General features: G+C 57.1%; 16 protein-coding genes and 1 other RNA gene. 5 read left to right on the forward strand and 12 right to left on the reverse strand.

Going from position 1 to position 22270, the window contains the following annotated elements:
• Positions 1 to 78: 78 nt before the first annotated feature.
• From sufE to sufA, 6 genes are read right to left on the reverse strand one after another with little or no spacing between them, the layout of a single operon-like run.
• Positions 79 to 495, reverse strand: coding sequence for a cysteine desulfuration protein SufE (sufE, locus tag DW56_RS18235; protein WP_024554741.1), 417 nt, complete (start codon positions 493 to 495; stop codon positions 79 to 81).
• A 12-nt stretch (positions 496 to 507) separates the two neighbouring features.
• Positions 508 to 1728 carry a cysteine desulfurase SufS gene (gene sufS / locus DW56_RS18240; protein ID WP_024554742.1) on the reverse strand — a complete coding sequence of 407 codons (1221 nt, stop codon included), beginning with the start codon at positions 1726 to 1728 and terminating at the stop codon, positions 508 to 510.
• The gene (gene sufD, locus DW56_RS18245) at positions 1725 to 2999 is read right to left on the reverse strand and encodes a Fe-S cluster assembly protein SufD (RefSeq protein ID WP_024554743.1); all 1275 of its coding nucleotides are present in this window, start codon (positions 2997 to 2999) and stop codon (positions 1725 to 1727) included. Before sufD ends, sufS begins: the two co-directional genes overlap by 4 nt.
• Complete coding sequence (gene sufC / locus DW56_RS18250) at positions 2974 to 3720, reverse strand: Fe-S cluster assembly ATPase SufC (RefSeq protein ID WP_024554744.1); 747 nt, start codon at positions 3718 to 3720, stop codon at positions 2974 to 2976. Before sufC ends, sufD begins: the two co-directional genes overlap by 26 nt.
• A gap of 20 nt (positions 3721 to 3740) precedes the next feature.
• Positions 3741 to 5228, reverse strand: coding sequence for a Fe-S cluster assembly protein SufB (sufB, locus tag DW56_RS18255; protein WP_024554745.1), 1488 nt, complete (start codon positions 5226 to 5228; stop codon positions 3741 to 3743).
• A gap of 10 nt (positions 5229 to 5238) precedes the next feature.
• Positions 5239 to 5607: a Fe-S cluster assembly scaffold SufA gene (gene sufA, locus DW56_RS18260; RefSeq protein ID WP_024554746.1), complete on the reverse strand. Its 369-nt coding sequence runs from the start codon at positions 5605 to 5607 to the stop codon at positions 5239 to 5241.
• Between the two features lie 494 nt (positions 5608 to 6101).
• On the opposite strand from sufA, the gene DW56_RS18265 reads away from it, so the two are divergent.
• The gene (locus DW56_RS18265) at positions 6102 to 6830 is read left to right on the forward strand and encodes a hypothetical protein (RefSeq protein WP_029697518.1); all 729 of its coding nucleotides are present in this window, start codon (positions 6102 to 6104) and stop codon (positions 6828 to 6830) included.
• A 45-nt stretch (positions 6831 to 6875) separates the two neighbouring features.
• Here DW56_RS18265 and menI read toward each other — a convergent pair whose 3' ends face one another.
• Entirely contained in the window at positions 6876 to 7286 is a 411-nt protein-coding gene (gene menI / locus DW56_RS18270) for a 1,4-dihydroxy-2-naphthoyl-CoA hydrolase (RefSeq protein ID WP_024554748.1), read from the reverse strand.
• The gene (gene ydiJ / locus DW56_RS18275) at positions 7283 to 10339 is read right to left on the reverse strand and encodes a D-2-hydroxyglutarate dehydrogenase YdiJ (protein ID WP_024562263.1); all 3057 of its coding nucleotides are present in this window, start codon (positions 10337 to 10339) and stop codon (positions 7283 to 7285) included. Before ydiJ ends, menI begins: the two co-directional genes overlap by 4 nt.
• 225 nt (positions 10340 to 10564) lie before the next feature.
• Between ydiJ and ydiK the strand changes: the two genes are divergently transcribed.
• Positions 10565 to 11683 carry an AI-2E family transporter YdiK gene (ydiK, locus tag DW56_RS18280; protein ID WP_029590147.1) on the forward strand — a complete coding sequence of 373 codons (1119 nt, stop codon included), beginning with the start codon at positions 10565 to 10567 and terminating at the stop codon, positions 11681 to 11683.
• Between the two features lie 183 nt (positions 11684 to 11866).
• An RNA gene (gene rprA / locus DW56_RS21890) (antisense sRNA RprA) lies at positions 11867 to 11971 on the forward strand.
• Positions 11972 to 11981: 10 nt separating this feature from the next.
• Here the strand turns inward: rprA and DW56_RS18285 are convergent.
• From DW56_RS18285 to ppsA, 3 genes are all read right to left on the reverse strand, one after another.
• Positions 11982 to 14357, reverse strand: a complete 2376-nt coding sequence (locus DW56_RS18285; RefSeq protein ID WP_024553439.1) for a glycoside hydrolase family 3 N-terminal domain-containing protein — start codon at positions 14355 to 14357, stop codon at positions 11982 to 11984.
• Positions 14358 to 14360: 3 nt separating this feature from the next.
• Positions 14361 to 15749 carry an MFS transporter gene (locus DW56_RS18290; RefSeq protein ID WP_024553440.1) on the reverse strand — a complete coding sequence of 463 codons (1389 nt, stop codon included), beginning with the start codon at positions 15747 to 15749 and terminating at the stop codon, positions 14361 to 14363.
• Positions 15750 to 15970: 221 nt separating this feature from the next.
• Positions 15971 to 18349 (reverse strand): phosphoenolpyruvate synthase, encoded by a 2379-nt coding sequence (gene ppsA, locus DW56_RS18295; protein ID WP_024553441.1) that lies wholly within the window; start codon positions 18347 to 18349, stop codon positions 15971 to 15973.
• Positions 18350 to 18705: 356 nt separating this feature from the next.
• On the opposite strand from ppsA, the gene ppsR reads away from it, so the two are divergent.
• Positions 18706 to 19539: a posphoenolpyruvate synthetase regulatory kinase/phosphorylase PpsR gene (gene ppsR / locus DW56_RS18300; protein WP_024553442.1), complete on the forward strand. Its 834-nt coding sequence runs from the start codon at positions 18706 to 18708 to the stop codon at positions 19537 to 19539.
• A gap of 154 nt (positions 19540 to 19693) precedes the next feature.
• Positions 19694 to 20740 (forward strand): 3-deoxy-7-phosphoheptulonate synthase, encoded by a 1047-nt coding sequence (locus tag DW56_RS18305; protein ID WP_024553443.1) that lies wholly within the window; start codon positions 19694 to 19696, stop codon positions 20738 to 20740.
• Positions 20741 to 20776: 36 nt separating this feature from the next.
• Here DW56_RS18305 and selO read toward each other — a convergent pair whose 3' ends face one another.
• Complete coding sequence (gene selO, locus DW56_RS18310; RefSeq protein WP_024553444.1) at positions 20777 to 22225, reverse strand: protein adenylyltransferase SelO; 1449 nt, start codon at positions 22223 to 22225, stop codon at positions 20777 to 20779.
• Between the last annotated feature and the right edge of the window lie 45 nt (positions 22226 to 22270).

Below are 22270 nucleotides of genomic sequence, written 5' to 3' on the forward strand. Positions count from 1 at the left end.
CGGCAGGCCGGAATGCTGAAAGATAAGCGGGGTAAAGGACTTACCCCGCGTAACAGGATGAAAGCTGTTCTGATAAGTTTAGCGTAGACTGGCGGCTTTAGTGCGAATCGCGCGGATCATCGCTTCAAGCCCCTGCGAGCGGGACGGTGTAAGGTGCTGAGTAAGCGACATTTTCTCAAACCACGGGCGCACGTCAAAGGCGACGATATCCTGCGCGGTCATCTGCTGATAAAGCGAAAAAACCACAGCGATAAGCCCTTTTACAATGGCGGCGTCGCTGTCGCCCGCCAGCTCGATAATGCCGTCTTCGCGCTGGTTCATTACAATCCAGACCTGGCTCTGACAGCCTGAAATACTGTTCTGCGGATTATGCGCGTCGTCATCAAGCAGCGGCAATCGCTGTCCCAGCTCGATGATGTAGAGGTATTTCTCCTCCCAGTTGGCGCAGCGGCTGAAATTTCGCAGCAGCTTATCTTTATCCGGCAACGTTGCCATGCCTCTCTCCCTTTAACCCAATAAACGATGAATACGGATGAGACCGGCGACCAGCCGGTCCACCTCTTCTTCGGTATTGTACATAGCGAACGAAGCCCGGCACATGGCCGGTACGCCGTAAAAGTGCATTAATGGCATTGCGCAGTGGTGTCCGGTGCGCACCGCGATCCCGTAGTTATCGAGGAAACTGCCAACGTCGTAGGCGTGATGCTTGCCAAGATTAAAAGCGACGACGCCAAGCCGCGAATCCGGGCCGTAGACGGTCAGGTCAGGCACGTTTTTGAGCTGCTGCCGGGCATAACGCATTAGCGAGCGTTCATAATCGCCAATCTCTTCAAGGCCGAGCGCCTGCACGTAATCCATCGCCGCGCCAAGGCCGATAATGCCCGCAGTATTAGGCGTACCGGCCTCAAAACGCCACGGCGCGGCGGCGTAGGTGGTGCCTTCGGTCAGGCTCACCTGGGCAATCATCGACCCGCCCCCTTCCCACGGCGGCATCGCCTGCAAAATGGCCTCTTTAACATACAGAATGCCGATGCCCGTCGGCCCATAAAGCTTGTGGCCCGAGAAGACATAGAAATCGCAATCCAGCGCCTGAACGTCGATGGCGTGGTGCATAACCGCCTGCGCGCCGTCAATCAGCACCTTCGCCCCAACGGCATGGGCGGCGCTGATAATCTCTGCTACCGGGTTTTCCGTCCCCAGCACGTTTGAGACATGGGTAATCGCGACCAGCTGCGTGCGCTCGTCAAGCAAGCCCGGCAGCGCATCCATTTGCAGCGTGCCGTCCTGGTTGATGGGCAATACGCGAAGCTCGGCGCTGGCGCGTTCGCACAACATTTGCCACGGCACGATATTCGCGTGATGCTCCATGGTGGAGATGACGAGGTTATCGCCCGCGCGCAGCTGGCTTTTGCCCCAGCTGTTAGCGACCAGGTTTATCCCCTCCGTCGTGCCGCGCACAAAGACAATCTCCTCCGGCAGACGTGCGTTAAGAAACTTCGCTGCCTGGGCGCGCACGTTTTCCATACGCTGCGTCGCCTCGGCGCTTAGCGTATGAATGCCGCGATGCACCGCGGCGTAACCGTGGCGGTAGAGATCCGCCTCGGCGTCAATCACCGCGTTGGGCTTTTGCGCGCTGGCCGCGCTGTCAAGGTAAGCCAGCGGCTGACCGTTAACTTCACGCGCCAGAACGGGAAAGTCGGCGCGTACTTTCTCCACGGAAAAACTCATGCCTTGCCCCCTGCGAGGCGCTGGCCGATTCGCGCCAGCACCTGCTGCTTCAGCGCTTCGTCGTGAATGCTCTCGGTGAGTTCAGCGGCGAAAGCGTAAATGATCATCTGCTGGGCAGCCGTTTCGTCGATGCCGCGCGAGCGCAGGTAGAACATCTGTTCATCGTCGATACGGCCCACCGTTGCGCCGTGGCTGCATTTCACGTCATCGGCGTAAATTTCCAGCTGCGGCTTGGTGTCCACTTCCGCAAGCTTGCCGAGCAGCAGATTGTTGTTGGTCATCTGCCCGTCGGTTTTGATGGCGTGTTGCGCCACTTTAATCAGCCCGTTGAACACCGCACGGCCTTTGTCGCGCACAATGGTTTTATGCAGCTGACGGCTGTTGCAATAGCCTTTGTTGTGCTCAAGCCAGGTACGGGTGTCGCACACTTCATTGTTCACCGGCAGCGCCAGGCTGTTCATACGAAGCGTGGTATTTTCGCCGTCCAGCCGGGTGCTGGTATGGTGTCGCGTAACCCCTGCGCCTAACAGAAAACTGCTGCTGTATGCGCCCGCATCCTGACCAAGCCAGATATCGTTATGGGCGAAGTGGTAGCTCGCCGGGTTCTCAAACGCCAGCTTGTAGTGATGAAGGTGGCTGTTGGCGGCAACCTGCATGGTAAAACGTGCGCCCGTAAAGTGACGTTTGTCGTCCAGGCTGACGTAATGCTCAATAACCGTCGCCTGCGCGCCTTCGGCAAGCTCGATATGATGACGATAGTGCGCCGTATTCATTTCGTCGCGTTCACTGCCACGGCTGATATGCATCAGCAGCAGCGGCTTCGCCGGACGCTGGTTGCGGGCCACGCGAATGCGGGTCGCGGCGCTGGCGAGGCTTTCCGTCAGGTGCAGGAACACCTCTGGCTGTATAGGCGCAGGCAGCCCTTCCCGCGTTTCATCAAAGGTAATGTCGAACCCGCTGGCGCTGACGTCATCGCTCAGTTCCGGCGAGAAGCGGCCGTCAATAAACACCAGGCGCAACGCGTCAAGGCTGAGCGCCAGCGCTTCGCGCTGCGCCTCGCTAAGTGGCTGCGGCTGCGGCAGCGCAAACTGGTTGTTCAGCAACCCTTCCAGCGGCGTATATTTCCAGTGTTCATGCTTGCGCGTGGGCAGGCCTGCGCGCAAAAGCTGCTGGAGATGCTGCTGCGCATATTCAGAGCGCTCGCCGCCCTGCGTTTCAAACAGGCGGTGCCACTGTTGCAGCGCGTTACTGTTGTTCTGTAAGCCAGCCATAGCCCTGCTCCTCCAGCTGTTTAACCAGCGTGAAATCGCCCGACTTCACGATCCGCCCCTGATAAAGCACATGGACGTAATCCGGCTTGATGTAATCAAGAATGCGCTGGTAGTGGGTCACGATAACGAAAGAGCGCTTATCGTCGCGCAGGCTGTTAACGCCATCCGCCACAATTTTCAGCGCGTCGATATCAAGCCCGGAGTCCGTCTCGTCAAGAATGCACAGTTCCGGCTCCAGCACCGCCATTTGCAGAATGTCGTTACGCTTTTTCTCGCCGCCCGAGAAACCCACATTCACGGAGCGAGTGAGCAAATCTTCCGGCATCTTCAGCAGCTTGATTTTTTCTTCCATCAGATCCTGAAAGTCAAAACGATCAAGCTCTTCCTGGCCGCGATACTTGCGCACAGCGTTAAGCGCCGTTTGCAGGAAGAACTGGTTGCTGACGCCCGGAATTTCTACCGGATACTGGAAAGCCATAAAGATCCCTTCGCCAGCGCGCTCTTCAGGAGAAAGCTCCAGCAGATCTTTGCCTTTGAAATGCACTTCGCCGCCGGTGACTTCGTAATCTTCGCGGCCGGCAAGGGTGGCGGAGAGGGTACTTTTGCCAGAGCCGTTCGGCCCCATGATGGCATGCACCTCGCCCGGACGAACGTCCAGATCCAGCCCGCGCAGGATCTGCTTATCTTCAACGCTTACCTGTAAGTTTTTAATGCTTAACATGTCTTATCCTTTCTTACGCCTTAGCCGACGCTGTGCTCAAGGCTAATGGCCAACAATTTTTGTGCTTCAACGGCGAACTCCAGCGGCAGCTCGGAGAAGACGTCCTTACAGAAACCGTTCACAATCATGGAGATAGCATCTTCTTCGCTGATGCCGCGTTGCAGGCAGTAGAAGAGCTGATCTTCGCCAATGCGCGAGGTGGTCGCTTCATGCTCCAGCTGGGCGCTGTTATTGCGACACTCCACATACGGGAAGGTATGCGCGCCGCAGTCTGCGCCAATCAACATGGAGTCGCACTGGGTGAAGTTACGGGCGTTGGTCGCCGTCGGCATGATTTTCACCAGCCCGCGATAGCTGTTCTGGCTGTGCCCTGCCGAAATCCCTTTGGAAATGATGGTCGACCTGGTGTTCTTACCAATGTGGATCATCTTGGTGCCGGTGTCGGCCTGCTGATGACCGCTGGTCAGCGCCACCGAGTAGAACTCGCCAATGGAGTTGTCGCCGCGCAGGATCACGCTCGGGTATTTCCAGGTGATGGCCGAGCCGGTTTCCGACTGCGTCCAGGACATCTTGCTGTTCTCGCCTTCGCACAGCGCGCGCTTGGTGACGAAGTTAAGGATGCCGCCGGTATTGTTATCGCCCGGGAACCAGTTCTGCACCGTGGAGTATTTCACTTCCGCATCTTTGTGGATGATCACTTCCACCACCGCCGCGTGAAGCTGGTAGCTGTCGCGTACCGGCGCGGAGCAGCCTTCGATGTAGCTCACATAGCTGCCTTCATCCGCCACCAGAATGGTGCGCTCGAACTGGCCGGTCTTTTCAGCGTTGATACGAAAATAGGTTGAAAGCTCCATCGGGCAGCGCACCCCTTTCGGCACGTAGATAAACGTACCGTCGGAAGCCACCGCCGCGTTCAGCGCCGCGAAGAAGTTATCGTTCGACGGCACCACGGTGCCGAGGTATTTCTTCACCAGTTCCGGGTGGTCATGTATCGCTTCGCCGAACGAGCAGAAAATAATGCCCTGCTCCGCCAGCTTTTCGCGGTAGGTTGTGGCAACGGATACGGAGTCGAAAATGGCATCCACCGCCACCTCTTTCCCTTCGCGCACCGGCACGCCAAGCTGGTTAAACGCCTCTTCCACTTCGTTGGTCAGATACGCATTGCTGCCGGTCTGCTGCACGGCGCCGGGCTGCGAAGCGCAACTGTCGTCGCAGTTGCCGCAGGAAGGCGCGGAGTAATAGCTGTAATCCTGATAATTCAGCTTATCGTAATGGGCGTGCAGCCAGTGCGGCTCTTCCATCTCCAGCCAGGCGTGATAAGCATTAAGGCGAAATTCCAGCATCCAGTCAGGCTCGTTGCGCCGGGCGGAAATCGCCCGCACCACCTCTTCGTTGATGCCTTTCGCCAGCTCATCGGTCTGCAACCGGGTGAAAAAGCCCTCTTTGTAGTTCAGGTGGCCGCCGGTCCAGGTTTGTACATCGTCAGTTGCTTCAGTATTACGAGACATAAGTTACCGCCTAAACCCCAAAACTTTCGCCGCACCCGCATTCGTGCTGCGCTTTCGGGTTATTAAATTTGAATATCTGATTTAATCCTTCGCGCACGTAGTCCACTTCGGTGCCATCAATAAACGGCATCGCCTGGAGCGACACGTAAAGACGCGCCCCGTCGTTTTCATAGACCAGATCGTCCTCTTTCGGCTCGCTGACGGTATCAAGGACATAACCAAAGCCTGCGCAGCCGGTCTGCTTAATGCCAAGACGCACGCCGAGCAGACCCGGTTTTTGCGCCATCAGCGAGCGGATATGCTCCGCAGCGCTCGCCGTCATGGTCAGACCCTGCCAGCTAAATTCTGCGGGATTGAAGGTTCCTGAATGTAATTCCATCACGCTACCTCACAATTGATTGCCTTTCAGGCGATAACACCATGTTAGTGATAATAATTATCACTTCAACCTCTGCGGATCAGGGGTATTACCCTAAAAGGCACTTTTTGAGCACACTTAATAAGCATAGACCCTCACAGAAATGCGATCAGACCGTAAATAACATTAATAAGTCTATGAAATTATTAATTAAAAACTTAATACCTTTTTAGATGCGCCACATGTTAAAAAGTTGTATAGAAAATACCTATTTATTAAATAGCCCACCCTTCAGGCAATACGTTGCCCCGTAACACTTCAGGTCGCCGCCTGGCATGCGCTGGCGTCATGCAAAATCTAAGCATGATAATGATTAAAGAATTGAGGTAATTTGCCGATATCTTCAACGGCCAGTAGATTCTGGCATCAACAAAAGGAAGGGTTGAGCTGCGCGGCCCGCGCGGTTGCTGCGGCGAGGACGCCCTGTTTTACCAGCAAAACGAATGGATAACTTTATGAAAGTTAAAGCAATATTAGCCGCTACGCTATTTTCTCTCTCCCTCACCTCCTGTTCGGCATGGATCCACGGAAATAAAACGCTGGCGGATGACAGCCAGAGCGACCAGCAGCTCAGCGCAAAAATCGTGGACGGAAAAAGCACGCTTCAGGATGTCGAAAAAACGTTCGGGGAAAAAGCAGCGAACCGCAGCACGCGCGCGAAAAGCTTTCCGGACGGAAAATACGCGCTTGCGCAATACACGGGGCATCTGAATGGCCTCAGCGGCACCTATGCGCACCGCTCGCTGTTTGTGGCTTACGACAGCAATCATGTCGTGGTGAACCACGCCATCACCACCAACAACTTCCGTGAAAAAAATAACTTCGAAAAAGATCCGCTTAACGTGAAAAACAGCGCGTTCGCCAGCCTTAATAAAGGCGACAGCCAGAACAAAGTCGTTACGCTTCTGGGCCAGCCGCGCGAAGCCACGTTCGCCGATAATGGCAATCTCCTGTGGATTTACAGCAGCACGGAAATCTCTCGCGACGCGTCATCCTATATTCCGCTTTACAATCTCGCCAGCGGCACCGAATCGGGTCAGTCCAACCGTTTGTACGTCGAGTTTGACCGCCAGAACCGGCTTGTGAATCTCTACTCTCTCTCGGTAAGCATTGTTCAGGGCAGCAGCCTGGGTAATGCGCAAGATTACCAGGAAAAAATCGACCGCCTGGTTAAAAAGTACTGATAAAAAAAGCGCCTTAGCGGCGCTTTTTTCTTGCGGTACAGGAAGTCACACCACTGCTGTGGTCAGCCTTGCGCTACAGCAGAGCCTGTTTTGCTCATCATAAATCTCTATCTGCCAGACCTGATGACGGCGCCCGGCGTGAAGCGCCCGGCAGACGCCGCGCACCCGGCCGCTGCGCACCGAACGCAGATGGTTGGCGTTAACTTCCAGCCCCACCACCTGCTGTTCGCCTTCGGTGCACAGATACCCTGCGACCGAGCCAAGCGTTTCCGCCAGCACCACGGACGCGCCGCCGTGCAGCAGGCCGAAAGGCTGATGGGTGCGACTGTCTACCGGCATTGTCGCTTCCAGTTCGTCATCGCCAAGACGCGTAAAACGAATATCGAGCAGCCCCACCATATTGCCCTGCCCCATGGCGTTAAGCGCTTCAAGCGTGGCGGTACGTTTCCAGATCATGGCAGAAACTCCAGCAGCGCCTGCAACGGATGACGCACGCCGTTGCCCTCGATGCGTTTCACCTGGCTGCGGCACGAATAGCCGGTGGCGAGGCAGCGGTTGCGCGGCAGGCGCTGCATCGCCTGGTGCCAGGAGAGCTCGTAAATGCCGAGCGAGCGCGCGTGGTTTTTCACCTCATGGCCATAGGTACCCGCCATACCGCAACAGCCAACATTCACGTTTTCAAGCTTCGCGCCGAAGCGGGCGAAAATTTGCGCCCACTGGCCGGGCGCGCCGGGCAGCGCCGTCACCTCTGTACAGTGACCGAAGAGATACCACGGCTCGCCGCTGACCGGCAGCGCCTCGCGTTTTTCCAGCGCCTGGGGCAACCATTCATGCACCAGCATGACGTGAAAATCGCCGCGCTCCGCGCCCAGCGTCTGTTTGTACTCATCGCGATAACAGAGCACCAGCGCCGGGTCGACGCCTACCATCGGCATACCCAGCGCCGCCACGCGGTTTAAAAACTCTGACGTTTTCTGCGCAGTGCGGGCAAAGCGTTGCAAAAAGCCTTTGATATGCTGCGCCTTGCCGTTAGGCGAAAACGGCAGCACCACCGGCTGGAAGCCGAGCTTTTCCACCAGCCGCACAAAATCCGCGACTACCTGGGCGTCGTAATAGCTGGTGAACGGGTCCTGCACCACCAGCACGGTGTTTTCCCGCGCCGCCTGAGAGAGCTTTTCCAGCTGCTCGAGCGTCATATTGGCAGAGCGGTTCCCCACCAGTTGCTGCTGAAGCGTGGGCGTGGAAAGCGGCGGCAGATCCACCATGCCGATGTGCTTTTCAGAAAAATTGCGCACCCACGGCTGGCTCATAAAGAAGTTGAACGTTTTGGGCGCGCGGGCCATCAGCGGCGCGTAGCTTTCCACTGTCGCCACCAGATGGTCGCGCAGCGGGCGCAGGTAACGGGTGTGGTAGAGCTGTAAAAAGCGCGAGCGGAACTCCGGCACGTCGATTTTTATCGGACACTGGGTTGAACAGGCTTTACAGGCAAGACAGCCCGACATCGCCTCTTTAACCTCATGGGAGAAGTCATACTCGCCTTTGTTGGCGTGCCAGCTGTTACGCGTGCGGGCAATCAGGGTGCGCAGGCTGGCGCGTTTCTCCGGCAGCGCTTTTTCAAGCTTTAACGGATCTATGCCGCGATCGGACAACAGCCTCAGCCACTCGCGTACAAGCGTCGCGCGGCCTTTTGGCGAGTGAATACGATCGCTGGTGATTTTCATCGACGGGCACATCGGGCTTTTCGCGTCGAAATTAAAGCACAGGCCGTTGCCGTTGCACTCCATGGCGCCGCGCCATGAGGTGCGCACGGCGAGCGGAATTTGCCGGTCCCAGGTGCCGCGCTTCACCGCATCCACTTTCATCATCGGCGCGTCAACGCCCATCGGCGGACAGATTTTCCCCGGGTTCAGGCGGTTGTCCGGATCAAAGGCGGCTTTAATGCGGCGTAGTTCGTTATAAAGCGTTTCGCCAAAAAAGGCCGGACTGTATTCAGCGCGAAAGCCTTTGCCATGCTCGCCCCACAGCAGCCCGCCATAGCGCGCGGTGAGCTCAACCACTTCATCGGAGATGCGCTTCATTAGCATCTCCTGCTGCGGATCGCACATATCCAGCGCCGGGCGAACGTGCAACACGCCCGCATCCACATGACCAAACATGCCGTAGCTCAGCCCGTGGCCGTCCAGCAAGGCGCGAAATTCAGCGATGTAATCAGCAAGGTGCTCTGGCGGCACGCAGGTGTCTTCCGCAAAGGGGATCGGCTTGGCGAGTCCTTTGGCGTTGCCGAGCAGTCCTACCGCTTTTTTACGCATGGCATAGATACGCTCCACGCCCGCCAGTTCGCGACAAACCTGCCAGCCAATAACGCCGCCTTCGCCTGCGGCCATCAGCGCATCCAGACGTTCGCACAGCGCCGCCACGCGGCTTTCAATCAGCGCTTCGTCATCGCCCGCGAATTCCACAATGTTTAGCCCGAGCATCTCTTTATCCGGCACATCGGTGATCAGCTCGCGCACCGAATGCCAGACAATATCTTCCCGCGCCAGGTTCAACACCCGCGAGTCTACCGTTTCCACCGACAGCGCCTTCGCCTCGACCATAAAAGGCGCGTTTCGCAGCGCGGAGTCGAAGGAGTCATATTTCACATTAACCAGCTGGCGGACTTTCGGCAGCGGCGTGATATCAAGCCGCGCTTCGGTAATAAAGGCGAGCGTGCCTTCGGAGCCGCAAAGAATGCGCGTGAGATCGAATTCGCTGAGATCGTCGTTGAAAACGTGGCGCAGGTCGTAACCGGTCAGGAAGCGGTTAAGCTTAGGGAATTTATCGAGGATCAACTGGCGCTGTTCGCGACAACGCTCCAGCACCGTTTTATAGATACGCCCGATGGCGGTGGCGTCGCGCCCCAGCGCTTCGGCAAGCGGCGTGGCGATAGACTGCGTGTCGAGAATATCGCCGCCCAACAGCACCGCCCGCAGCCCAATCACGTGATCGGACGTTTTGCCATAAACCAGCGACCCCTGCCCGGAGGCGTCGGTATTGATCATCCCGCCAAGCGTGGCGCGGTTGCTTGTAGACAGCTCCGGCGAGAAGAAATAGCCGTAAGGTTTAAGGAACTCGTTAAGCTGGTCTTTGATAACGCCCGCCTCAACCCGCACCCACCCCTGTTCCGGGTTGATCTCAATAATGCGGTTCATATGGCGCGACATATCAACGATGATGCCCTGGTTGAGCGACTGGCCGTTAGTGCCGGTACCGCCGCCGCGCGGGGTAAAGACCAGAGATTTAAAGCGGGGCTCGGCGGCGATCCGCGCTATCAGCGCGACATCGGCGGTTGAGCGGGGAAAAAGAACGGCATCGGGTAGAAGCTGGTAAACGCTGTTGTCGGTCGCCATGGTGAGGCGTTCCGCATAGCTGGTGGCGGTATCGCCGGTAAAACCCTTCTGCTCCAGTGCCTGCAAAAAATTGAGCACCAGCTGTACAAGCCCTGGCGCCTGAGAAATCTGTGGGATCATGAATCGTTGACCCTGCCTGACGTTGGTGATGTTAAGAAGTTATCGTTTGCGTTGTGCATTCAAGGTTGTATCACATTTTTTTAGCGGACGCCTGTAAGAATTGGCAGCGCTTTCCGTCTGTCAAAAATCACTGAAATACTTCATCATTTAAATACCGATGGGCCTGCAAGCGCCATCACAGCTCGCGCCTGGCGTAAGGCGCATTAATTAAGGTGAATGTGGTTTATGTTGAAACTTCGTCAGCCCATGGACGTGCCGCAGATTCTGTTGTCCGTGCTGTTTTTAACGGTGATGATTGTCGCCTGCCTGTGGATTGTCAGGCCGTTTATCCTTGGCTTCGCCTGGGCAGGTACGGTGGTGATCGCCACCTGGCCGGTGCTGCTGCGCCTTGAAAGTCTGCTGTGGGGCAGACGTTCGCTGGCAGTGCTGGTGATGACATTGCTGCTCATTTTACTTTTTGTTATTCCGATAGCGCTGCTGGTCAACAGCGTGGTGGATAACAGCGCGCCGGTGATCAAATGGGTGAGTTCCGGCCAGATGGCGCTTCCCGATCTCGCCTGGCTTAACAGCATTCCCATGGTCGGCAGCAAGCTTTATCTGGGCTGGCATAACCTGCTGGACAGCGGCGGCAGCGCTATTATGGCGAAAGCGCGCCCCTATATCGGCACCACTACCGGCTGGTTTATCGGCCAGGCGGCGCATGTCGGCAGACTGCTGATGCACCTTGGCCTGATGCTGCTTTTCAGCATTGTGCTTTACTGGCGTGGCGAACAGGTCGCGAACGGTATCCGGCATTTCGCTTTCCGCCTCGCCTCAAGGCGCGGCGATGCGGCCGTATTGCTGGCGGCGCAGGCAATCCGCGCCGTGGCGCTCGGCGTGGTGGTGACTGCGCTGGTGCAGGGCATTCTTGGCGGCGTCGGCCTCGCTGTGTCCGGCATCCCTTACGCCACGCTGTTGACGGTGGTGATGATCCTCACCAGCCTGATTCAGATTGGCCCGCTGCCGGTGCTGGTGCCGGCGATTATCTGGCTTTACTGGAGCGGCGACGCCACCTGGGGCATGGTGCTGCTGGCCTGGAGCGCCGTGGTCGGCACGCTGGATAACTTTATCCGGCCGGTGCTTATCCGCATGGGCGCCGATCTTCCAATGATTCTTATCCTTTCCGGCGTCATCGGCGGCCTTATCGCTTTCGGCATGATTGGCCTGTTTATCGGCCCGGTGGTGCTGGCGGTCTCTTGGCGGCTTTACTCGGTGTGGGTTCACGAGGCGCCGCCGCCGCAAAGTTCGCCGGAAGAGGCCATGGAAGTGCTGGAAGAGCCGGAAAACGAAGGCGCAGAAAAGTAATCAGCAGGCGGGGAAACCCGCCTTATTGTTAAGTTGTGCTTATCAATCGTAAACCACGACTTACTGGTCAGACCCTTAGGTTTCTTCTTTACAGCGGGTTTAACAACACAGATCATTCACCATTATTTAACTATTGAGACGAATCTGATCGACGTCAAAACGGCAGATGCCTACTATAAAGTCACGGTTATAAATCAACCCCTTGATTTATAAACATGGAAATCCCCTGAGTGAAACGAATTGCTGTGTGTAGTCTTTGCCCATCTCCCACGATGGGCTTTTTTTTGTCCTTTTTTTGCTACTGGCTCACTTCGCAATGACTGAGCATTTTCCACTGCTGGCCCAGAATACGCGTCTCGCCTGTCACCGTTACGGTCGCTGTTGCACGGATATCCGCGCTGGATGCGCCGACATGAATCTCAAATTCGCCCGGCTCGACAATACGCTCGCCGTCGCGGCGGGTGAAGTTAAGCATATCAACCGGCAACGAGAAGGTAAGGCGCGCGCAGGCGCCTGCTTCCAGCGTCACGCGCTGAAAGGCTTTTAGCTCCTGCACCGGCCGCACCATTGAGGCGACTTTATCGCGCACGTAAAGCTGCGCCACTTCGCTTCCCTTACGCTCGCCGCTGTTGGTAACGGTGACGGAAACGTTGATGATGCCGTCGTCAACGGCAACCTCAGACTCCGCCAGCGTCAACGGGCTGTAATCGAATTGCGTCCAGCTCAGGCCGTAGCCGAACGGGTAGCGCGCGCCAAAATGAAAGGCGTACGGCGTCCCTCCGCTTTTCAGCTTGTGGTTGTAGTAATAAGGCATCGCTCCGGCGCTTTTCGGCGCGGAAACCACCAGCCGCCCCTGCGGCTCCGCTTTTCCGCTAAGCACATCCGCGATGGCGTGACCGCCCTCCTGCCCCGGCGCCCAAGCCATCAGCAGCGCAGCAACGCGCGACTCCAGCCCGCCCAGGTGGTAAGGCCGCCCGCCGGTCATCACCACCACGACCGGTTTCCCTGTTTCCACCAGCGCCTCCAGCAGCTGTTGCTGCACGCCGGGCAGCGCCAGGCTGTCGGTATCGGACCCTTCGCCCACCGTACCGCTCTGAAAAAGCCCGGCGAGATCGCCGACAAACGCCAGCACCACATCGCTTTGCCGCGCCTGCTCCGCCGCCTGGGCGATTAAGCTCAGGTCGCGTGAAACCGGCGAGCTTTGCATCGGCTTGTTGCCGCTGTCACCCGGGAAAACAGGCGCCCCCGCCATGCGCTTCTCAATAATGTGACAGCCTTTGGCGTAACGCACGTTCGCTTCGCCCAGTTGCTCACGCAGCGCCTGTAGCGGCGTGGTCACTTGCGTGGTCTGCTCAAGCATGTCGCTGATGATTAGATGCACCGGGAAGCTATAGCCGCTCAGCAGCGCCAGCGGATCGTCAGCCGTTGGCCCAATAACCGCTACCCTCTGGCCGGGGGCCAGCGGCAACGCGCCGCGGTTTTCCAGCAGCGTCAGCGAACGAGTCGCCACTTCGCGGGCTACGCTTCGCGCCTCGTCGCTTTGCAGCACCACGGCGTTTTCATCGGCATAAGGACGCTCGAAAAGGCCGAGACGGAATTTGTGCGCCAGCACGCGCCCGACTATTTCATCTATTTTTTCCATGCTGATAAGCCCGCGCTCTACTGCTTCCCCCAGATGGCGCGCGCAGTCGTCTTTCGGCAGCTCAATATCCAGCCCGGCGTTGCAGGCAAGCGCGATGGACTCCGCGCCGTCGTGCGAAACGCCGTGATGCTGGTGTAAAAGGCTGACGCCGCCGTAGTCGGCCACAATAAGGCCATCGAAGCCCCACTGGTTACGCAGCACCCCGGTGAGCAGGAAATGGTCGCTGTGTCCTGGCTGGTTGTCGATATCGTGATAGGCAGGCATCACCGAACCGGCGTTCGCCAGTTTCACCGCCATCTCAAAGGGCAGCAGAAAAGTATCGTTAAGTTCGCAAAAGCCCAGGTGTACCGGCGCATGGTTGCGCGCCCCTTCGCTAAACGAATGACCGACATAATGTTTCAGCGTAGCGAGCAGGTCGCGAGATTTGCCCTGGAGCCCCTGTACGTAACGCGTGGCCATGACGCCCACCAGCCACGGATCTTCGCCAAAGGTCTCTTCGGTACGCCCCCAGCGTACATCGCGCGAGACATCCAGCACCGGCGCCAGCCCCTGGTGGCAACCCGTGGCGCGCGCCTCTGCGCCGATTGCCGCCGCGGCGCGCTCCACAAGCTCCGGATCCCATGTCGAGCCATAGTTAAGCGAAGAAGGGAAAAGCGTGGCGTCTTTACAGAGCAGCCCGACTAAACACTCTTCGTGAAACATCGCCGGAATGCCGAGGCGCGTCTCTTCCACCAGCGTTTTTTGCAGCCGGTTAGCGGCGCGCACTCCCTCTTTCGCCTCTACGATATGTGTGCCGAGCGGCCGGGTTATTTGCCCTACGCCGCGCTGAAGCCGGGTGGCGAGATCCGCCTGTTCGCTCACGCCGGCGAAGTCGTCGCTCAGGTCGCTGCGCTCGCGATGGTTTCCCTCGGGGGAAAGGATGAGCCAGTAAGCGTGCATCTGGGCAAATTTCTCCTCCGGCGTCATACGCGCCAGCAGGTCTGCCACGCGCTCGTTTACCGGGCGCTGCGGATCTTTATAAATCTCGGTCATCAGTTACTCCTGTACAGCGGGGTTGAGTGACGAGGTTTCTTCGCGGGTTTTGCGCTTGCGGGCCAGCGCCCCGGCGATATCGGCTACGCGGCGGCTGCTGAGTTTGTAAAAACAGAGCAGCAGCGCCATGCAAAGGAAAAGCGCGCAAGGGATCAGCGTAAACAGCGCATTGATGGTGGTCAGCACGGTAGCGCTCTGCGCGGTCTGGTTGGGCAGGTAATCAACCATGCCCAGCACCCACCCGACAACAGCGCCGCCCAGCGCCAGGCCAAATTTGATGGCGAACAGCGCGGTGGAGAAAACCAGCCCGTCGAGACGCCGCCCGCTGCGGTGCTCCTCGTAGTCCACAACATCAGAGAACATGGTCCATTGCAGGGGGGTCGTCAGGTTCTGGATAAAGCTGAAAACAATATTTATGGTGAATATGAGCCAGACAGCGGAAGGCGGGATAAAAAAGATCGCCGCCGCCAGCGCCACAAAGCTAATTATGGTCCACTGATAGGCGCGCACGCGGTCGAATTTCCCCAGCAGACGCTCTGATAATAAGGCGCCGGATAAATTCGCCACCATGCCGGAAACAATAAACGCAAAGACTAAATCGGGGCGCAGCATGACGTATTTGACGTAATACATGGTGGCGGAGCCACGCGTCACCACTGCGGTTAATAATAAAACGTTAAAGACAAAAATAATCCGCCACTGGCTGTTGGCCGTCAGCAGCTTTAAATCTTTAAGCAGTGAAGCGGAATTATCATTGCCTGGCGCATAGCGCTCGCGGGTCATGAAGAAACAGCAGTAAAAAAGCACGACGCCTAATAACCCCATTAACCCCATGGCGAAGAAATAGCCCTTTTGCGGGTTGCCGTCGCCAAGCCACTCCACCAGCGGCAAGGCGATCACTGTGACAATCAGGCCGCCGATAAACGACAGCCCAAAGCGCCAGGATTGTAGCGAGTGGCGTTCGCGCGGGTTAAGCGTCAGCGCGCCGGGCATGGCGCAGTAAGGCACGTTGATTGCCGAATAGACAAGGCTCAGCAGGCTGTAGGTAGCGCAGGCGTAAACGATTTTCAGCGTCGGGCTAAGGGGCGGCACATAGAATGTCAGCAGGCAGCTAACGCCAAAGGGGATCGCGAACCAGAGCAGCCACGGGCGAAAGCGGCCGTGGCGCGTTTGCGTGCGATCCACCAGCGCGCCGATGCAGGGGTCAATAAAGGCGTCGATGACCCGCACCAGTAAAAACATGGTGCCCATAATAGCGGCGGGAAGGCCGAATATATCGGTATAGAAATAAGCGAGAAATAAGGTTGCGGTTTGCCAGACCAGCGCGCTGGCCATATCGCCAAGCCCGTAGCCTATTTTATCTTTGGTAGTCAGCACAGAGGAGAGCGTCATTATTATTTGCCTTTTATCAGGTTAAAATTATTCAACCCGCACACCAACAGACCGTGCGATGTGAGGCTAAGTATTAATAAGCCCAGGCCGCGCAACAATTGCTGTAATTACCAGACAGATTACGTTTTTTTGCTTTTTCTCCTGACTGTGAGCTGGCGCAAATATATAAACGCGATAAATAAAAAAAGCCCGCATTGCGCGGGCTTTTCTCAACACTTACGTTACTTGTTCAGTTCGGCAAGGCTAAGCCAGGTTTGCACCACGGTATCGGGGTTCAGGGAAAGGCTGTCGATCCCCTCTTCCATAAGCCAGGCGGCGAAATCTTCGTGATCTGACGGCCCCTGGCCGCAGATACCGACATATTTGCCCTCTTTTTTCGCCGCGCGGATAGCCATGGAAAGCAGCGCTTTTACCGCCTCGTTGCGTTCGTCAAAGAGTTCAGATACGACGCCGGAGTCGCGGTCAAGACCGAGCGTCAACTGAGTCATATCGTTAGAGCCGATGGAGAAGCCGTCGAAGTGCTCAAGGAATTGCTCCGCCAGCAGGGCGTTAGACGGAATTTCACACATCATAATGACTTTCAGCCCGTCCTCGCCGCGCTTAAGCCCCTGACGCGCCAGCTCGTCCACCACGGCTTTCGCCTGCTCTACGGTGCGCACAAACGGGATCATGATCTCCACGTTAGTCAGCCCCATCTCGTTACGCACGCGTTTAACCGCTTCACACTCCAGCGCGAAGCAGTCGCGGAAGCTGTCTGAGACATAGCGGCCTGCGCCGCGAAAGCCGAGCATCGGGTTCTCTTCGTCCGGCTCGTAACGCTCGCCGCCCACCAGGTTGGCGTATTCATTCGATTTGAAGTCGGACAGGCGCACGATAACCCGTTTTGGCCAGAACGCCGCGCCAAGCGTCGCGATCCCTTCCGTCAGGCGGCCGACATAAAATTCGCGCGGTGAGTCGTAACCTTTCATCATTTCGCGAATTTCGTTTTGCAGGCCCGCTTCCTGCTGGTCAAACTCCAGGAGCGCGCGAGGATGCACGCCGATCATACGGTTGATGATGAACTCAAGGCGCGCCAGCCCTACCCCTTCGTTAGGCAGGCAGGCAAAGTCAAACGCGCGGTCCGGGTTGCCGACGTTCATCATTATTTTCAGCGGCAGGTCTGGCATGGTGTCGACGCTTGAGCTTTTGACGCTGAAATCGAGTAGCTCGGCGTACACGTAGCCAGTATCGCCCTCGGCGCAGGAAACGGTGACGTTTTCGCCATCTTTCAGCCGTTCGGTGGCGTCGCCGCAGCCTACAACCGCCGGAATGCCCAACTCGCGGGCGATAATCGCCGCATGGCAGGTGCGCCCGCCGCGGTTAGTCACAATCGCCGCCGCTTTTTTCATGATCGGCTCCCAGTCCGGGTCGGTCATGTCGGTGACCAGCACATCGCCTGGCTCAATGCGGTTCATCTCGCTGATGTCATGGATGACTTTCACTGCGCCCGCCCCGATCCGGTGGCCGATTGCGCGGCCCTCCGCCACGATTTTCCCCTGCGAATGCAGCTGATAGCGCTCCATGACCTGCCCGCGGGAACGCACGGTTTCCGGGCGCGCCTGGACGATAAACAGCTTGCCGGTATGGCCATCTTTAGCCCATTCGATGTCCATCGGGCGGCCATAATGTTTTTCAATCTGCACCGCCTGCTTCGCCAGCTCCTGCACCTCGTCAGGGGTAATGCAGTAGCGATCGCGGTCAGTTTGCGGCACATCCTCAATGCGCACCTGCTTGCCGTGCTCCTGGGTTTCGCCATAAACCATACGGATTTTTTTCGACCCCAGCGTGCGGCGCACAATCGCCGGGCGTCCCGCTTCCAGCCCCGGTTTATGCACGTAAAACTCATCCGGGTTGACGGCGCCCTGCACCACCATTTCGCCAAGGCCGTACGCAGCGGTAATAAATACCACCTGATCAAAGCCCGATTCGGTATCGATGGAGAACATTACGCCGGAAGCGGCGAGATCGGAACGCACCATGCGCTGAACGCCAGCCGAAAGCGCGACGCCGCGATGATCGTAACCCTGATGCACGCGATACGAGATAGCGCGGTCGTTAAACAGCGAGGCGAAGACATGCTTCACCGCCACCATGACCGCGTCGATGCCCTGCACGTTGAGGAAGGTTTCCTGCTGGCCGGCGAAAGAGGCGTCCGGCATATCTTCTGCCGTGGCGGAGGAGCGTACGGCAAACGACGCTTCGGCGTCGTCGGCGGAAAGCTGCTCGTAAGCGTCGCGGATAGCCTCTTCCAGCTCGGGCTGGAAAGGTGTGTCGATGATCCACTGACGGATCTGCGCGCCCGCTTTCGCAAGCTCTGACACATCGTCAATGTCGGTTTTATCCAGCAGTTCATAAATGCGCTGGTTGACGCCGCTCTGGTCGAGGAACAGGTTAAACGCCTCGGCAGTGGTGGCAAATCCATTCGGTACGGAGACGCCCATGCCGGAGAGGTTAGTAATCATTTCACCCAGGGAGGCATTTTTGCCCCCAACTCTGTCTACATCATTCATGCCGAGTTGGTTGTACCAAAGCACCAGCGGTGACGAGCCATTGTTGGTCATCGAACAATCCTTTTGTGATATATGAACGGGGATACGAAACACCTGACAACAAATTTAGTCTGGCATATTTATTCCGCAGCGAAAAACGGTGAATCGTTCAAGCATATTAAATTTTTTAATTTTCAGACCACTTACCATTAATTTCAGACCACTTTTCGTACTAATTCTAAGCTATTGATTAAGAAGAAATCATTATTAAAATAAAGGATTATCTGCCGCTTCGAAAAATTGAATGGTGGTTTTCATTAATTATAAAAACCCCGTTTCATTTTATAAAAATGAGATAATCGCTATGCTTTGGCCTGCGGATTTAAATTATGCTTAGGCCGGTTCTTAACTCATTCAGGATGCAGGCAATGGACAATGTGGTTGATCGTCATGTTTTTTATATTTCCGATGGCACCGCCATAACCGCGGAAGTGCTGGGCCATGCGGTGATGTCGCAATTTCCGGTTTCTATCAACAGCATTACCCTGCCTTTTGTGGAAAACGAGAGCCGCGCCCGGGCGGTGAAAGAGCAGATCGACGCCATTTTTCAGCAAACCGGCCTGCGCCCGCTGGTGTTTTTTTCTATTGTCCTGCCGGAAGTGCGCGCCATCATTTTGCAAAGCGAAGGGTTTTGCCAGGATATTGTCCAGGCGCTGGTCGCCCCGCTACAGCAGGAGCTAAAGCTGGACCCAACCCCGGTGGCGCACCGTACCCACGGGTTAACGGCGGGCAACCTGATGCGCTACGACGCCCGTATCGCCGCGATCGATTACACGCTCGCCCATGATGACGGCATTTCGTTGCGCAACCTCGACCAGGCGCAGGTGATCCTGCTTGGTGTTTCCCGCTGCGGCAAAACGCCCACCAGCCTTTATCTTGCAATGCAGTTCGGCATTCGTGCGGCAAACTACCCGTTTATTGCCGACGACATGGATAACCTGACGCTGCCTGCAGCGCTGCGCCCGCTCCAGCACAAGCTTTTTGGCCTGACCATCAGCCCGGAGCGGCTGGCGGCTATCCGGGAAGAGCGTCGCGAAAACAGCCGTTACGCCTCAATGCGCCAGTGCCGGATGGAGATTTCTGAAGTGGAAGCGCTTTACCGCAAGCACCAGATCCCCTACCTCAACAGCACGAACTTTTCGGTAGAAGAACTGGCGACCAAAATCCTCGATATTATGAAGCTGAGTCGACGCATGTACTAGCAAGCTAGTTCAACGGTGCGATAATTTATGGTAAGGTCTCGTTCATCTGGCTGATAATCTTTCTCGTTTCTTGAAATCAGACGTGATTCGTTTATCGTGATGGCCATCACTTTCCGGCGCTGTGGCCGGAAAGCAACCACTTTCGAGACACCCAATGAATAAAACCGATGAACTGCGCACGGCGCGCATCGACACGCTTGTCACGCCGCAGGAGCTGGCGCAACGCTATCCCGTCACGCCCGAAATGGCGGAACATGTCACCGGCGCGCGCCGCCGTATCGAAAAAATCCTTAATGGCGAAGATAACCGCCTGCTGGTGGTGATTGGGCCTTGCTCAATCCACGATCTTTCCGCTGCCGTAGAGTATGCCGGGCGGCTAAAGCCACTGCGCGAGAAGTATCAGGCGCAGCTTGAAATCGTGATGCGGACGTACTTTGAGAAACCGCGTACCGTGGTGGGCTGGAAAGGCCTTATCTCAGACCCGGACCTTAATGGCAGTTACCGGGTAAACCATGGCATTGAGCTCGCCCGCCGTCTGCTGGTGCAGATTAACGCGCTTGGCGTTCCCACCGCCACGGAGTTTCTGGATATGGTGACCGGCCAGTATATTGCCGACCTGATTAGCTGGGGCGCTATCGGCGCGCGCACCACAGAGAGCCAGATCCACCGGGAAATGGCCTCGGCCCTCTCCTGCCCCGTGGGCTTTAAAAACGGGACTGACGGCAACACCCGTATCGCCGTCGACGCCATTCGTGCTTCCCGCGCCAGCCATATGTTTCTGTCGCCTGACAAACATGGCCGCATGACGATTTATCAGACCAGCGGCAATCCATACGGTCATATCATCATGCGCGGCGGTAAACAGCCGAACTACCATGAGACGGATATCGCCGCCGCCTGCGCGACGCTGCGCGAATTTAATCTGCCGGAGCGGCTGGTGGTTGATTTCAGCCATGGCAACTGCCAGAAACAGCACCGCCGTCAGCTGGAGGTGTGCGAAGAGATTTGCCGCCAGCTGCGCGCCGGTTCGCAGGGCATCGCAGGGGTAATGGTGGAAAGCTTCATTAAAGAAGGCGCCCAGCCTGTCGCCGCCGGGCAGCCGCTGGTGTATGGTCAATCGATTACCGACCCGTGCCTCGGCTGGGAAGAGAGCGAAGCGCTGCTCGCCATGCTTGCAGAGGCAATGCAAAGCCGGGCCTGATCCCACGTTAAAAAGGCGCCTTCCGGCGCCTTTATGTTAGCTTGAACAGCTCACTTCCAGCCTTTTGCCCCAGTCCGGCGGACGGTGGGTGAAATCGTCATCGCGATCGGCAAACGGCGTTTGTAACGCTTCGCACAGGCGCGCCAGTTCGCTGGGATCATCTTTTTCCGCCCCTTCAATGGCCCGCTGCGCCAGCCAGTTGCGCAGCACCACCGCCGGGTTCGCCGCTTTCATCGCCTGCTGGCGCGCGTCGTCGGTGATCTCTTCCTGCTGCAACCGTTCACGGTAGCGGCTAAACCAGCTGTCGAAGGCTCCCCGGTCGATAAATTCATCGCGCAGCGGCGAGGCGGCGGAATGCTGTTCCGTCTGGCTCAGCATGCGGAAAGTACGGGTATAGTCGCTCCCCTCGCGCGCCATAAGCGAAAACAGCGTCGTCAGCAGATCGTTATCGGCCATCTGTTCGGTATGAAAGCCGAGCTTCGCGCGCATCTGTTTGCCGTAAGCGCGCATAAGCGACATCTGGTAGCGATCAAGCCCATTGTTGAGCACATCGACATCGATAAAAGGCGACAGCGTCTGCGCCAGCCGTTGCAGGTTCCATAACCCCACCGCAGGCTGATTATCAAACGCATACCGCCCCTGATAATCGGAATGGTTGCAGATAAAGTGCGGCTGGTAATCGTCCAGGAAACCATAAGGGCCGTAGTCGATAGTCAGCCCGAGAATAGACATGTTGTCGGTATTCATTACGCCGTGGGCGAAACCTACGCTTTGCCAGTGCGCCATCAGCGAAGCGGTTCGATCCACCACCTCGTTAAACCACAGGGCGTAACGCTCTTTCTCCTGCGCCAGGTGGGCAAAATGATGGTCGATAACGTAGTCGGCGAGCTGCTGCACTTTTTCCGGCTCGCGACGGTAGTAAAAGTGCTCGAAATGACCAAAACGCACATGGCTTTGCGCAATACGCATCAGCATGGCGCCGCGTTCGGTGGTTTCGCGCCGCACTGGCGTGTCGCTGGTGACTATCGAAAGCGCCCGGGTGGTGGGAATACCCAGATAGTGCATCGCTTCAGAGGCAAGGAACTCGCGCACCGTCGAGCGCACCACCGCACGTCCGTCGCCCATGCGGGAATAAGGCGTCAGCCCGGCGCCTTTCAGGTGCCAGTCGACTTTACGCCCGTCTGGCAGCTGTTGTTCGCCAAGCAGAATACCGCGCCCGTCGCCCAACTGCCCGGCCCAGACGCCAAACTGATGGCCGCTGTAAACCTGGGCCAACGGCGCCATGCCCGGCAACAGCGCTTCGCCGCCCCAGACGCCAGCCGCATGCTCTGGTGTAAATAACGTTTCATCAAGCCCCAGCTCTTGCGCCAGTGGCGCGTTATGCCACAGCAGGCGGCTGTTTTTCAGCGGCGTGGGGGAAAGCTCGGTAAAGAAACCCGGCAGCTCGTCGCGCCAGGTGGATACAAATTGGGGATTTTCGCTCATGAGGCCTCCTGCACTAAGTGTAGTGCCTCATGCGCCGTCTAAACA

This window comes from Franconibacter helveticus LMG 23732, from assembly GCF_000463115.2.
Classification (GTDB): domain Bacteria; phylum Pseudomonadota; class Gammaproteobacteria; order Enterobacterales; family Enterobacteriaceae; genus Franconibacter; species Franconibacter helveticus.